Genomic DNA, 14,872 nt, shown 5'->3' with positions numbered 1-14,872 from the left:
CCACCTCCGCCCTCTGGCCGAGGACACCCCGACCGTCCTCCTCGACGACCCCGCTCTCCAGGACCAGTTGGCCGCACAGGACACCACCGACCCGGCCACCGCACCCGACCCCGCCCACCCGGCGTACGTCATCTACACCTCGGGCTCCACCGGCACCCCCAAGGGCGTCACCGTCCCGCACTCCGGAGTCGTCAACCGTCTGCGGTGGATGCAGTCCGAGTACGGGCTCGGGGCCGACGACCGGGTGCTGCAGAAGACACCGGCCGGATTCGACGTCTCCGTATGGGAGTTCTTCTGGCCGCTGCTGCAGGGCGCGTCCCTGGTCCTGGCGAAGCCCGACGGGCACAAGGACGCCCGGTACCTGGCCGGACTCGTGGAGAACGAGGGCGTCACCACGGTGCACTTCGTGCCGTCGATGCTCGACGCGTTCCTGAGCGAACCCTCGGCCGAGCGCTGTGTGTCCCTGCGGCGGGTGTTCTGCAGTGGCGAGGCGCTGCCCGCCCATCTGGTGACGCGCTTCCACTCCGTGCTGCCCGCGCAGCTCCACAACCTGTACGGGCCGACGGAGGCGACGGTCGACGTCACGTTCCACCCCTGCACCACGGACAGCGACCCCCACATCACCCCGCCGATCGGCCGGCCCATCGCGAACACGCGGGTGTACGTCCTGGATGCGGGGCTGCGGCCGGTGCCGCCGGGCGTGGCCGGTGAGCTGTATCTCGCCGGGGCGGGGCTTGCGCGCGGATATCTGAACCGGCCGGGCCTCACCGCGGAGCGGTTCACCGCCGATCCGTACGGCCCAGCTGGTGCGCGCATGTACCGCACCGGAGACCTGGCGTCCTGGAACGCCGATGGCACCCTGCGTTATCTGGGACGCACCGACGACCAGGTCAAGCTGCGCGGCTTCCGCATCGAACTCGGCGAGATCGAAGCCGCGTTGGCAGCCTGCCCCGGAGTGGCCGGGGCCGCGGTGGTGATCCGTGAGGACCGGCCCGGCGACCACCGCCTGGTCGGGTACGCGGTGACGGAGGAGGGCGCGGTCCTCGACCAGCAGGACGTGCGGACCCGGTTGGGGCGCAGCCTGCCCGAGTACATGGTGCCCACGGCCGTCGTCGCCCTGGGCGGTCTGCCGCTGACACCCAACGGCAAGCTGGACCGCAAGGCGCTGCCCGCGCCCGACCACACCGGCGCCGGCACCTCGACCCGGTCTCCGCGGAACGGCCGTGAAGAGGCACTCGCCGGGCTCTTCGCCGAGGTTCTCGGCCTGGAGTCGGTCGGTATCGACGACAACTTCTTCGAGCTCGGCGGTCATTCGCTGCTCGCCACTCGCCTCATCGGGCGCATCCGCACCGTCGTGGGCGCGGAGGTCGATCTGCGGACGGTCTTCACCAAGCCGACGGTGGCGGAGCTGGCCGAGAACCTCAAGAGCCCGGGGCGGGCCAGGCCCAAGCTGCGACCGCGGTCGCGCGAGACGACATGAGCGCAACCCGGCCGACGGGCCGGGAGCAGAACGAGCCGGACATCCGTAACGCCGAAAGACACAGGGAACAGAGGAGAAATGGCGTGAGCGAGTCGAGCGACTGGACGCCTCATGTGGTGACGCCGGACACCGCCGGGGTGGTGGCGAACCATGAGGGTCTGCTGGCGGCGATCAGCGACACGGCAAAGACGCAGGAGCTGCTGCTGGCGAAGAAGGCCCTCGTCTTCCGCGGCTTCGGCACCTCGAAGGAGCAGGTCGACTCGGCGCTCGACCTGCTGCTGCCGAACCGCCTCTCCTACATCCACGGCAACTCGCCCCGCACCAAGGTCGGCAGCAACGTCTACACCTCGACCGAGTACCCGGCCGAGTTCACCATCTCGATGCACAACGAGCTCTCCTACGCCCGCCGTTGGCCGTCCCGGCTCGCCTTCTACTGCGAGCGCCGGCCCACTACCGGGGGCGCCACCCCGGTAGTCGACGGCACGGTGTGGCTGAACTCGCTGGACGACGAGGTCAGGGCCGCCTTCAGCAAGGGGATCCGCTACACGCAGAACCTGCACAGCGGAGCCGGTTTCGGCAGGAGCTGGCAGGACACCTTCGAGACCTCCGACAAGGGCGAAGTCGAGGCGCATCTCGCGGACGCCGACGTCACCTGGGAGTGGAAGGCGGACGGCGGCATCCGGCTGACGCAGCTGCGCCCGGCCACCGTCCGGCATCCGGTCACCGACGACGAGGTCTGGTTCAACCAGTTCGACCAGTGGCACCTCGCCGGTCTCGACGCCGACACCGCGGCGATGCTCTCCGAGCTGATGCCTCAGGACGAACTGCCGCAGTCGGTGACCTTCGCCGACGGCACGCCCATTCCCGACGAGTACGTGGCACACGTCCGGGACAACGGCCTGGACGCGGCCGTGAACGTGGACTGGTACGACGGCGATCTGCTGCTGATCGACAACGTGGCCGTGGCGCACGGCCGCCGTCCGTACACCGGCCCGCGCCGCGTCCTGGTGGCCATGTCCGGGTGACCTGAGCCTTCCGGATCAGGATCCGGAGAGACATCGCGCGGGGACATACCGGCGCTGGAGCTGCTGCTGTGACAGAGGGGAACGCGAGAACACATGGTGCCGTTGTCGTTTGCGCAGCGTCGGTTGTGGTTCCTGTACCGGCTGGAGGGGCCCAGCCCCACGTACAACGTGCCGGTGGTGTTGCGTCTGTCGGGTGCGCTGGACGCGCAGGCGCTGCGCACCGCACTCGATGACGTGGTGGCGCGGCACGAGGCGCTGCGGACCGTCTTCCCCGATGTGGACGGCCGGCCGTATCAGGACATCCGTCCGGCCGCCGGGGCGCGGCCGGTGCTGGAGGTCGAGACGGTCGCTGAGGCGGAGCTGGCCGGTGCGGTGGACCGTGCGGTGCGGTATGCGTTCGACCTGGCGACCGAACTGCCTCTGAGGGCATCGCTGTTCACCGTCGACGAGCACGAGCATGTGCTGGTCCTGGTGATCCATCACATTGCCGGGGACGGCTGGTCGATGGGTCCGCTGGCTCGTGATCTGAGCACGGCTTATACGGCGCGGTGTGCGGGCCGGGCTCCGGTATGGGAGCCGTTGCCGGTCCAGTACGCCGACTACACCCTGTGGCAGCGCGAGCTGCTCGGGGAAGAGGATGATCCGGCGAGCCTGCTCGCCACGCAGCTCGGCTACTGGAAGGACACCCTGGCCGGGCTGCCGGAGCGCCTCGAGCTGCCCACCGACCGCCCCTACCCGGAGCAGGCCGGGACCGAGGGCGGTGCCGTCCCGGTGCACATCGACGCCGAACTGCACCGCGCGCTGACCGGGCTTGCGCGGTCGCGGCACACGACGGTGTTCATGGTGTTGCAGGCCGCCCTGGGCGTGCTGCTGCACCGTCTCGGCGCGGGGACGGACATCCCCATCGGCACGCCGGTCGCCGGCCGCGGTGAGGAGGAACTCGACGACCTGGTCGGCTTCTTCGTCAACACCCTCGTCCTGCGCACCGACCTGTCCGGCGACCCCACCTTCACCGAACTCCTCGACCGCGTCCGCGAGACGAACCTCAACGCGTACGCCCACCAGGACATCCCCTTCGAGAGCCTGGTCGAAGCGGTCAACCCGACCCGATCCCTCGCCCACCACCCCCTCTTCCAGGTCACCCTGGCCTTCAACAACACACCGCGTACCGCACCGGACTTCGGCGGGCTGACGGCCACCCCCCAGCCCGTCCGCCTCCAGGCCGCCCGGATGGACCTGTCCGTCAGCCTCGCCGAACAGCACGACGACGGCGGCGCCACCGGCGGGATCAGCGGCGTGATCTCCTACCGCACCGACCTGTTCGACCACGGCACGGTCACCGCCATGGCCGAGCGGCTGATCTGCATCCTCCAGAGCGCCGCCGCCGACCCGGAGCGGCGCCTGGGGTCGTTCGACCTGCTGTCGGACGACGAGCGGCGCCTGGTCCTCCACGAGTGGAACGACACCGCCACGCCCCTGCCGGCCGGTACCGCAGCCGAACTGTTCCAGGCACGCGCAACGGCCGCACCCGACACGAGCGCGCTCATCGCCGAGGGCGTCCACATCTCGTACGCAGACCTCAACGCCCGCGCCAACCGAATGGCCCGGCTCCTGGTCGAGCAGGGCGTCGGCCCCGAGCAGATCGTGGCCCTGGCCATCCCCCGGTCCCCGGACCTGATCGCCGCGCTGCTCGCCGTACTCAAGGCGGGCGCCGCCTATCTGCCGCTGGACACGACCTACCCGGTCGACCGCATCCGCTTCATGCTGCGGGACGCCCGGCCCAGCCTCGTCCTGGCGCACTCCAGCGCCGGTGAACTCCTGTCGGAGCAGGACGGCGCGGCCGTCCTCGTCCTCGACGACCCCGCGGTCCAGGAGCGCCTCGTCGGCCTGGACGCGTCCGATCTCACCGACGCCGACCGGGGCACTGCCCTGGACCTCGCCCACCCGGCGTACGTCATCTACACCTCGGGCTCCACCGGCACCCCCAAGGGCGTGGCCGTCCCGCACCGTGGCCTTGCCAACTTTGCGCTCGCGCAGAGCGAGCAGTGGGGGATCGGTGCCGGCTCCCGGGTGCTGCAGTTCCTGTCGCCCAGCTTCGACGCCGCCGCGTCGGAGTTCTTCACGGCCCTGCTGACGGGCGGCGCACTCGTCCTCGCCGACGCGGACCGGCTCACGCCCGGGCCCGACCTCCTCGCTCTGCTCAGGGACGAGAAGATCACGCACTGCACGCTGGTGCCGTCGGTGCTGCGGGTGATGTCCGAGGAGGATCTGCCGGGCACGCTGACACTGATCGTCGGCGGTGAGGCCTGCGGTCCGGAGATCGTGGAACGCTGGTCCGCGGGGCGGCGGATGTTCAACGCGTACGGTCCGTCGGAGACAACGGTGTGCGCGACGTTGAGCGAGTCGTTGTCGGGTGCCGTGGTGCCGCCGATCGGCCGTCCGATCGCGAACGTGCGGGTGTACGTCCTGGACGGGGGCCTGTCTCCGGTACCGCCGGGGGTGCCCGGTGAGTTGTACGTGGCCGGGGTCGGTGTCGCCCGCGGCTATCTCAACCGGCCGGGGCTGACCGCGGAACGGTTCGTCGCCGACCCCTACGGACCGGCCGGCTCGCGCATGTACCGCACCGGAGACCTGGTGCGCTGGAACAGCAACGGCACGCTGCAGTTCCTGGGCCGTGCCGACGACCAGGTCAAACTCCGCGGCTTCCGCATCGAACTCGGCGAGATCGAGGCCGCGTTGACGTCGTGCCCGGGCGTGGCCGGTGCCGCCGCCGTCATCCGGGAGGACCGGCCCGGCGACCGGCGCCTGGTCGGCTACGTCGTACCCGACGGTCTCGTCGATGTGAGCCAGGTGAAGAAGGCCGTAGCCGCGCGGCTGCCCGAGTACATGGTGCCCACGGCCGTCGTGGTCCTGGACACGTTGCCGCTGACCCCCCACGGCAAGCTCGACCGCAAGGCGCTGCCCGCACCCGACTACACCAGCACCACCCCCACCCGTGCCCAGCACCCCGCAGGAGAAGACCCTCACCACCCTCTTCGCCGACGTCCTCGGCCTGGACCCCGCCCATGTCGGCGTCGACGACGGCTTCTTCGCCCTGGGGGGCGACAGCATCAGCTCCATCGTGCTGGTCAGCCGCGCCCGCGAACGCGGCCTCGACCTCTCCCCCCGCGACATCTTCCAGCACCAGACACCCGAGGCACTGGCCCGCAGGGCGCAGCCGTTGGCGGACGGCGCCAGCGCATCGGAAGCGGACGACGGCACCGGCCTGGTGCCGCTCACGCCCGTCATGCACTGGCTCCTCGAGCCCGGCCACCCCTTCGACGCCTTTCACCAGTCCATGCTGGTGCAGGTGCCCGGCGGCATCAGCCGCGCACAGCTCAGCGACGTACTGCAGGCGCTCGTCGACCACCACGACATGCTGCGGGCCCGCCTCGTACGACGGGCCTCCGACGACGACACCGTCCACGCCGACTGGGCGCTCCACGTCCCGCCGGCCGGTGCGGCGCCGGTCGAGCCGCACCTCACCCAGGTGGTGACCGCCGGTCTCGACGACAAGTGTCGGCGTGAACTCCTCGTCCACCACGCGGAGCAGGCACGAGACCGGCTCGCCCCCCACGACGGGGTCATGCTGCAGGCCGTCTGGTTCGACAACGGCTCCGAGGAGCCGGGCCGACTGCTGCTGACGATCCACCACCTGGTGGTGGACGGCGTCTCCTGGCGGATCCTCCTGCCCGACCTCGCCGCCGCGGGCGCGGCCGTACTCGCCGGGAATGCACCGGAGCTGGCGCCGGTCGGCACGTCGTTCCGGCACTGGGCTCGCAGGCTCACGGAGCTGGCCCGGGAGCCCCACTGCACCGCGTCGCTGCCGCAGTGGACCGAGATGCTGTCCCCGCCCGAACCGCGCCTCGGCACGCAGGACGCCGCCGACCGGCCCGCGCGTGACACCGCCGACGAACGGCCCGCGTCGCCTGACACCGCCGACACCCTGGCCTCGCTGCGCGTCACCGTCCCGGCCGAGCTCACCGAGGCCCTGCTGACCCGTGTGCCCACCACGCTGCACTCCACCACCGACGAAGTGCTCCTGACCGGGCTCGCCGTCGCCCTCGCCGCCTGGCGCAACGATCCCCGGCACACCGCCACCCTCATCGACCTGGAGGGACACGGCCGCCAGGACGCCTTCCCCGGCGCCGACACCGCCCGTACCGTCGGCTGGTTCACCAGCATGGCGCCGGTCCGGCTCGACCCGGGAACCGTACCGGCCGCCGACCTCCGCACCGGCGGGCCCGCGGTCGGCCGCGCGCTGCAACAGGTCAAGGAGCAGCTCCGCGCCGTCCCCGACAAGGGGTTCGCCTATGGACTGCTGCGCCACCTCAACCCGGAGACCGCCCCCGTCCTCGCCCCACTCGCACGCCCCCAGGTCGCCTTCAACTACCTCGGCCGCTTCACCGTGCCGGGCGCCGACACCACGACCGCGGACTGGCAGCAGGTGCCCGGCAACCCGTTGCTCGGTGGCCTCGACCCTCGCATGCAGGCGCCGCACCCGTTGGAGATCAACGCCGTCACCGTCGACTCTTCCGACGGCTCCGAACTGAGTGCCACCTTCAAGTGGCCCGAGACCCGCTTCACCCGCGACTGTGTCCAGGGCCTCGCCGAGGCCTGGCTGGCCGCGCTCGGCGCCCTCGGAACACACGCCGAAAGCCCCGCACCCGCGGGCCGGACCCCCAGCGACCTCGATCTCGTCGACCTCACCCACCAGCAGATCGCCCAACTCGAGGACCACTACCCGGAACTGGCCGACGTCTGGCCGCTGTCGCCACTGCAGGAAGGGATGCTCTTCCACGCACTCGCCGACAGCGCGGGCCCCGACGTCTACACCGTCCAGATGGCACTGCACCTCGACGGCTCCGTGGACGGCAAGGCCCTGCGGGCAGCGGGACAGCGCATGCTGAAACGCCACCCCAACCTGCGAGCGGCATTCCGCCACGAGGCTCTGGACCGACCGGTTCAGATCATCGAGGACGGAACGCAGCTCCCCTGGCAGGACGTCGACCTGTCCGCACGCCCCGACGCCGATGCCGCACTGGACGCCTTCCTGGCCGACGAGCGGGCACGACGCTTCGACCTGGCGCAGCCACCGCTCATGCGGTTCGCTCTGGTGCGCCTGGGCGAAGAACGCCACTGCCTGGTCATCACCCAGCACCACATCCTCACGGACGGCTGGTCCTCGACCCTCCACATCAATGAGCTCCTCGCGCTGTACCGGATCTACGCATCCGGAGAGGACGACTCCGCCCTGCCAGGAACGACGCCTTACCGCGACTACCTGACCTGGCTCACGGAGCGTGACCGGACGACGGCGCTCGATGCCTGGGCCCAGGCGATGGCAGGGGCCGAACCGACGTATCTGGCGGCCGCACCTTCGCAGGAACCGGGGCCCGCGCCCCTGCCCGAGCGGTTGGTGTCCCACCTGGACGCGGACACGACGGCGGCACTCGACGCCCAGGCACGCCGCGCCGGCGTGACCCTCAACACGCTGATGCAGTGCGCCTGGGGTGTGCTCCTCGGCCGGATGACCGGCCAGGACGACGTGGTCTTCGGTGCCGTGGTCTCGGGACGGTCGCCTGAGATCCCCGGTATCGAGAACATGATCGGCCTGTTCATCAACACCGTGCCGGTCCGGGTGCGGATGGACGCCGCGGACACGTGGGCGGACCTCGCCGCACGCGTCCAGGCCGAACAGGGCGCCCTGCTGCCCCACCAGCACCTGGCTCTGACGGAGACCCAGCGGGCAGCCGGTCCGGGCAACCTGTTCGACACCGTCGTCGCCTTCGAGAACTACCTGGTCGACCGCACTGCTCAGCCTGTCGACGAGACCCCCGGTCTGCGGGTCACCGGAGCCACGGGCTACGACGGCGCTCACTACCCGCTGAACCTCGTCGTCGTCCCCGGCCCCCAGCTCCGGCTGCGTCTCGACTACCGCACGGACAGGTACACCCGGCCGGACGCGGACGCGCTCCTCGACCGCTTCGTACGGCTCCTGAGCGCGGTGGCCGAGGATGCCGGGCAGCGGGTCGGCGCGGCGAGCCTGCTGGCTTCCGCCGAGCGTGAGCGTGTGGTGGGGGAGTGGGGCCGTGGCCCGGTGGCGGAGGTGCCGGAGGGCACGGCGCCGGGTGTGTTCGAGGCACGGGTGGCCGAGGCGCCGGACGCGGTGGCGGTGGTGTCGGGGGACGGCAGCGCCGTGTACACGTACGGCGAGTTGAACGCGCGGGCGAACCGTGTGGCACGGCTGCTGGTCGAACGGGGTGTGGGTCCGGAGCAGTTGGTGGCTCTGGCGCTGCCGCGGTCACCGGAGCTCATCGTCGCGGTGCTTGCGGTGTGGAAGGCGGGAGCGGCGTATCTGCCGGTGGACGTGGAGTATCCGGTGGAGCGCGTGCGCTTCATGCTGGAGGACTCCCGGCCGACGGCCGTCCTCACCGATATGTCCACGGCCGGACTCGTCCCCGAATCCGTGGGTGAGCGTGCCGTTGTCGCCCTGGACGATCCGGAGGTCGAAGGCCGCCTTGCGGGCTTGTCGGGGGCTGATCTGGCGGATGCCGACCGGCTGGGTGCGCTGCGTACTGAGCACCCCTCGTACGTGATCTACACGTCCGGGTCGACAGGTGTGCCCAAGGGCGTGGTGGTGGCGCACGCCGGACTGGTCAGTCTGGTGGCGGCGTCGGGGCCACGACTCGGAGTGGGCCGGGGCGGCCGGGTGTTGCAGTTCGCGTCGCCGAGTTTCGACGCGGCGACGTGGGACTGGAGTCTGGCGTTGCTGTCGGGCGCGGCGCTGGTGGTGGCCGGTGTGGAGGAGCTGGCTCCCGGTGCCGCGCTGACGAGGGTGCTGTGTGATGCGGGGGTCACGTACTGCATGGTGCCGCCGTCCGCGTTGCCGTTGCTGGACGTGGCGCGGGTTCCGGCGTCGATGACGGTGGTCGTGGGCGGCGAGGCCTGCGGTCCGGATGTTGCCGCCCGCTGGTCCGCGGGACGGCGGATGGTCAACGCGTACGGGCCGACGGAGGCGACGGTCTGCGCGACCATGAGCGAGCCGTTGTCCGGGGCGGACGTCCCGCCGATCGGCCGTCCGATCGGGAACGTGCGGGTGTACGTCCTGGACGGGGGGCTGTCTCCGGTGCCGCCGGGGGTGCCCGGTGAGTTGTACGTGGCGGGAGCCGGTGTCGCGCGGGGCTATCTGAACCGGCCGGGGCTGACCGCGGAGCGGTTCGTAGCCGATCCGTACGGGCCTGCCGGGTCGCGGATGTACCGCACAGGGGACCTGGTGCGGTGGAACACGAACGGCACGCTGCAGTTCCTGGGCCGCGCCGACGACCAGGTGAAGCTGCGGGGCTTCCGGATCGAACTCGGCGAGGTCGAGGCTGCGTTGACGTCGTGTCCGGGCGTGGCCGGCGCCGTGGCGGTGATCCGCGAGGACCGGCCCGGCGACCGGCGCCTGGTCGGCTATGTCGTGCCCGACGGCGACGTGGAGCAGGCCGTGATTCGGGGCCGGCTCGCTGAGCGGCTGCCGGAGTACATGGTGCCCGCGGCCGTGGTGGTCGTGGACGCACTGCCGCTGACACCCAACAGCAAACTCGACCGCAAGGCGCTGCCCGCACCCGACTACAGCGCTGCGACTGGATTGCCGCAGGCCCCGCGAGATGCGCGCGAAGAGATCCTCGCCGGACTTTTCGCCGAAGTCCTCGGCCTCGACCAGGTCGGCGTGGACGACGGGTTCTTCGATCTGGGCGGGCATTCGCTGCTGGCGATGCGTCTGATCGGCCGGATCCGCGCGGTGCTCGGGGTGGACCTGGCAATCCGGGATCTGTTCTCGGCCCCCACAGTCGCCGCTGTGGCCGGTGTCCTGGACGCCGCGTCCGACCCGGCCGGCCGGCCGGTCCTGACGGCAGGCGTGCGGCCGCAACCGATGCCGCTGTCCTTCGCCCAGCGTCGGTTGTGGTTCCTGTACCGGTTCGAGGGGCCGAGCCCGACGTACAACGTGCCGGTGGTGTTGCGTCTGTCGGGTGTGCTGGACGCGCAGGCGCTGCGCACCGCACTCGATGACGTGGTGGCGCGGCACGAGGCGCTGCGGACCGTCTTCCCCGATGTGGACGGCCGGCCGTATCAGGACATCCGTCCGGCCGCCGGGGCGCGGCCGGTGCTGGAGGTCGAGACGGTCGCTGAGGCGGAGCTGGCCGGTGCGGTGGACCGTGCGGTGCGGTATGCGTTCGACCTGGCGACCGAACTGCCCGTCCGCGCGGCCCTGTTCACCGTCGATGATGCTGTGGACGAGCATGTGCTGGTCCTGGTGATCCATCACATTGCCGGGGACGGCTGGTCGATGGGTCCGCTGGCTCGTGATCTGAGCACGGCTTATACGGCGCGGTGTGCGGGCCGGGCTCCGGTGTGGGAGCCGTTGCCGGTCCAGTACGCCGACTACACGCTGTGGCAGCGCGAATTGCTCGGTGACGAGAACGACCCGGACAGTGTGCTGGCCACCCAGCTCGACTATTGGCGAAAGGCCCTGGCCGGGCTGCCGGAGCGCCTCGAACTGCCCACCGACCGCCCCTACCCGGAGCAGGCCGGATACGACGGCGCATCCCTACCGGTGCAGGTCGACGCCGAGCTGCACCAGGCCCTTACTTCCCTGGCCCGCTCCAGCCAGACAACGGTGTTCATGGTGCTGCAGGCCGCCCTGGGTGTGCTCCTGCACCGTCTCGGGGCGGGGACGGACATCCCCATCGGCACGCCGGTCGCCGGCCGCGGTGAGGAGGAACTCGACGACCTGGTCGGCTTCTTCGTCAACACCCTGGTGCTGCGCACCGACCTGTCCGGCGACCCCACCTTCACCGAACTCCTCGACCGCGTCCGCGAGACGAACCTCAACGCGTACGCCCACCAGGACATCCCCTTCGAGAGCCTGGTCGAAGCGGTCAACCCGACCCGATCCCTCGCCCACCACCCCCTCTTCCAGGTCACCCTGGCCTTCAACAACACACCGCGTGCGGCACTGGAGTTCGCGGGAGCGCAGATCTCAGTGCAGCCCGCAGCCGTGAGCGCGGCGCGTACGGACCTGGCTCTGAGCCTGGCCGAGCGACAGGGCGAGGACGGTACCCCGCACGGGATCGTCGGCTCCCTCACCTACCGCACTGATCTGTTCGAGCAGGACACGGTGACTGCGCTGGTGGAGCGGTTGCTGCGGGTGCTGCGCACGGTCGCGGAGGATCCCGGTCAGCGCGTTGCTTCGGTCGACGTGCTCTCCGAGGGTGAGCGGCATCGGGTGCTCGAGGAGTGGAACGACACCGCCACGCCGGTTGTGTCCGGCACGGTTCCGGAGCTGTTCCAGGCCCAGGCCCGCGCCACGCCGGAGGCCACCGCCCTGATCGCCGACGGTACCCACGTCACGTACGCGGACCTCAACGCCCGCGCCAACCGGCTGGCCCGGCTGCTGACCGAGCACGGCGTGGGCCCTGAGCACATCGTCGCCCTCGCCCTGCCCCGCTCACCGGAACTGGTGGTCGCGCTGCTCGCGGTGCTCAAGGCGGGGGCGGCGTATCTGCCCATCGACACCGGGTATCCGGTGAAGCGGATCCGGTTCATGGCCGAGGACGCCCGTCCCACCCTCGTCCTGACCCACACCACCTCCGCCCTCTGGCCCGAGGACACCCCGACCGTCCTCCTCGACGACCCCACCCTCCAGGACCAGTTGGCCGGGCTCGACATCACCGACCCGGCCACCGCACCCGACCCGGCCCACCCGGCGTACGTCATCTACACCTCGGGCTCCACCGGCACCCCCAAGGGCGTCACCGTCCCGCACCAAGCGCTGGCCAACTTCATGGAGGACATGAAGAGCCGGGTCGGTGTCCGGGAGGGTGACCGGTTCCTGTCCGTGACGACGATCGCGTTCGACATCGCCGGGCTCGAGATCTACCTGCCGCTCCTGTGCGGCGCGGTGATCGTCCTGCCCGGAGCCACGGTGGCGAACGATCCGCTCGCCATGGTCGAGCTGATCGCCGACGCCTCGGTCACCGTCGTCCAGGCGACGCCTTCGCTGTGGCGGGAGCTGGCGGCGGCATCCGGCGCGACGGGACTGGGGCTGCGTCGTGTGCTGGTGGGCGGTGAGGCGGTCTCCGCGCCCCTGGCGGAGACCCTCCGCGGGCTCGGCCGGTCGGTGACCAATGTGTACGGCCCCACCGAGACGACCATCTGGTCGACGGCTGTCGACCTGGACCGTGCCGGTGATGGAGCTGCTCCGTCGATCGGCCGGCCGATCGCGAACACACGGGTGTACGTGCTGGACGAGGGGCTGCGTCCGGTGGCGCCGGGAGTGCCCGGTGAGCTGTACATCGCGGGGGCGGGGCTGGCCCGGGGTTATCTGAACCGGCCGGGGCTGACCGCGGAGCGGTTCACCGCCGATCCGTACGGCCCAGCTGGTGCGCGCATGTATCGGACCGGTGACCGGGCGTGCTGGAACGGCGATGGCACCCTGCGCTTCCTGGGCCGCGCCGACGATCAGGTGAAGTTGCGGGGCTTCCGTATCGAACTGGGGGAAGTCGAGGCCGCGTTGATGGCGTGTCCGGGTGTCGTGAACGCCGCCGTCGTGATCCGTGAGGACCGGCCCGGGGACCACCGCCTGGTGGGGTACACGGTGGTCGAGGAGGGAGCGGTCCTCGACCAGCAGGAAGTACGGGACCGGTTGGGCCGGCGTCTGCCCGAGTACATGGTGCCCACGGCCGTTGTCGGGCTCGCCGAGCTGCCGTTGACGCCCAACGGGAAGCTGGACCGCAAGGTGCTGCCCGCGCCCGACCACGCCGGCGCCATCCCCACCCGGGCCCCCAGCACCCCGCACGAGCGGATCATCGCCGGCCTCTTCGCCGAAGTCCTCGGCCTGGACGTCGCCCGGGTCGGCAGCGACGACAGCTTCTTCGCCCTCGGCGGGCACTCGCTGCTGGCCATGCGCCTGATCGGGCGGATCCGTGCCGCGCTGGGTGCGCAGTTGCGGCCCAGGGACTTCTTCGAGGCGCCCACCGTGGCCGGGCTTGCCGAGCGGCTGCGCGGGGCGGCGAAGACGCAGGGCGACGTCCTGCTGCCGCTGCACCTGGAAGGGGAACGGGCCCCGATCTTCTGCGTCCATCCGGCGGGTGGACACAGCTGGGGCTACTACCACCTCAAGGACCACCTGCCGCCGGGCCACCCGCTCTACGGCCTCCAGGCCCGCACCCTGCTGCAGGGCGCGGAACCCCCGGCCACGCTCGCGGCGATGGCGGCGGACTACGTCGAACAGCTGCGCTCCGTGCAGCCCAGCGGGCCGTACCACATCGTGGGGTGGTCGTTCGGCGGCCTGGTCGCCTTCGAGATGGCCACTCAACTCCAGGAGCAGGGCGAGGAGATCGCGCTCCTGGCGCTCCTTGACGCCTTCCCGGCCGCGGCGGAGGACGGCGACGAGGCCGTACCCGCGGACGAGGACAGCATGCTCAGGATGATCGCAGCGAATGCCGGATACGACCCGAACACCATCAGCACCGTCGGTGCCGACGAGCAGCTGACCCCGACGGCCCTGAGCGAGTTCTTCCAGCAAGTCGGCGCGGTGATGGCGAACCTGACGGCGGACGACCTTCGCACCTTTGCGCACACACTGCGGCACAACGCCGGCATCGGCGCCGCGTTCACACCCGGTGTGTTCCGCGGCGACCTGCTCCTGCTGACCGCGGCACTGGGCCGGGACGGGGCACAGACCGTCCCCGACAAGGGACGTCAGGCCTGGACGGCACACGTCACCGGCCGGATCGACGAGCACCGCGTCCCGTGCCGCCACGACGACATGTTGATGCCTCACATCCTGGAGGTGGTGGGGAAGGCCGTCTCCCACGCCCTGGAGCAGGGGTCGGCGAACGTGTACGAGGCCCGGCTCCGGAACCGGGTCCGCAGCCAGAACAAGCACCCATGAACAAGCACCCATAAGCAAGCACCCATAAGCAAGCACCCATAAGCAAGCACCCATAAGCAAGCACCCATAAGCAAGCACCCATCCACCAAGGAGCCAGGACATGACGAACCCCTTCGAGAACCCGGACGCCGCGTACATGGTGCTCGTCAACGACGAGAACCAGCACTCGCTCTGGCCGGTCGCCGTGGACGTGCCCGCGGGCTGGACCGTCGCGCACCCCAGCGACACGCGCGAGGCATGCCTGCGTTTCATCGAGGAGAACTGGACCGACATGCGCCCGCGCAGCCTTGCGCAGCGCATGGCGAGCAACTGACCACCGGGGGAAGGCAGGCATGTCCGTGTGAACCGGCCTTCCCTCGAGGAAGGGCAGATGATGACACCCAAGGA

General features: G+C 70.8%; 4 protein-coding genes and 1 pseudogene. All 5 read left to right on the top strand.

The genetic code is table 11. The annotated features are described in order from the left end of the window. Positions 1-67: 67 nt before the first annotated feature. The 5 genes and pseudogenes from StrepF001_RS49380 (at position 68) to StrepF001_RS01845 (ending at position 14,798) form a co-directional block, all read left to right on the top strand. Positions 68-1,480 carry an amino acid adenylation domain-containing protein gene (locus StrepF001_RS49380; protein ID WP_129796517.1) on the top strand — a complete coding sequence of 471 codons (1,413 nt, stop codon included), beginning with the start codon at positions 68-70 and terminating at the stop codon, positions 1,478-1,480. Between the two features lie 83 nt (positions 1,481-1,563). Continuing rightward, positions 1,564-2,505, top strand: a complete 942-nt coding sequence (locus tag StrepF001_RS01860; RefSeq protein WP_129796516.1) for a TauD/TfdA family dioxygenase — start codon at positions 1,564-1,566, stop codon at positions 2,503-2,505. A 93-nt stretch (positions 2,506-2,598) separates the two neighbouring features. Continuing rightward, positions 2,599-5,436, top strand: a pseudogene (locus StrepF001_RS01855) (amino acid adenylation domain-containing protein); the annotation flags it as partial. Positions 5,437-5,500: 64 nt separating this feature from the next. After that, entirely contained in the window at positions 5,501-14,485 is an 8,985-nt protein-coding gene (locus StrepF001_RS47185; protein WP_129796514.1) for a non-ribosomal peptide synthetase, read from the top strand. Between the two features lie 100 nt (positions 14,486-14,585). Beyond that, positions 14,586-14,798, top strand: coding sequence for an MbtH family protein (locus StrepF001_RS01845; RefSeq protein WP_129796513.1), 213 nt, complete (start codon positions 14,586-14,588; stop codon positions 14,796-14,798). The last annotated feature ends 74 nt before the right edge of the window (positions 14,799-14,872 follow it).

Origin of the sequence: Streptomyces sp. F001, from assembly GCF_004187715.1 — a bacterium.
Lineage (GTDB): Bacteria > Actinomycetota > Actinomycetes > Streptomycetales > Streptomycetaceae > Streptomyces > Streptomyces flavusporus.
This window is presented reverse-complemented; position numbering and strand designations above follow the sequence as displayed.